At 50.2% G+C, this 476-nt stretch carries 1 protein-coding gene; it reads right to left on the bottom strand.

The genetic code is table 11. The features are described from left to right. Window positions 1-381, bottom strand: a 381-nt coding sequence (locus tag AC0QH1_RS22585; protein ID WP_442957356.1) for a helix-turn-helix domain-containing protein, incomplete at its 3' end; no start/stop codon positions are given. Window positions 382-476: the final 95 nt, after the last annotated feature.

The raw sequence follows: 476 nt of genomic DNA, 5'->3' as shown, positions 1-476 counted from the left end.
CTTGACTCGCTGATAAGCAAAGGTGCGATAGGGATTCTTCCCCTTGAATCTAGGCTTACCGCTACGTTTGCCGTTCTTGTCGCCTTTGACGAACCGAGCAAATGCGAGGTCTACCCGCTTCACCATGTCGTGCAAAACATCAGCATGAATATCGGCGTACCATTCCCGCTCCTGTTTAAGTCGGACCAAAGAGCGTTTTTGCCCATAGTATTCGGGCTGTTCTCTGGGTTCAGCAATACTGCACACCAAAGGGCAGGCATTAACAGGACACCGATTCATCTCCCACCAGTCAAAGCGATCTGCTAGCAGGTAGTTGTACTGGCGACGCAACAGTTCTAACCAGCGAGACATTAAGCGTCGCTGCTCGAATGTAGGCTTCAATCTGTACTGGTAGGCTAGTGTTAAACTAAGCAATTCCGTCACCAGAACTACTCGTCTTCAGAACCGGACTTGAGACTTTCACCTCATCCGGCTCC

The sequence above is a fragment of the Phormidium sp. CCY1219 genome, from assembly GCF_055795085.1.
The sequence above is the reverse complement of the archived record's forward strand: the minus strand, read 5'-3'. Positions and strand labels throughout refer to the sequence as shown.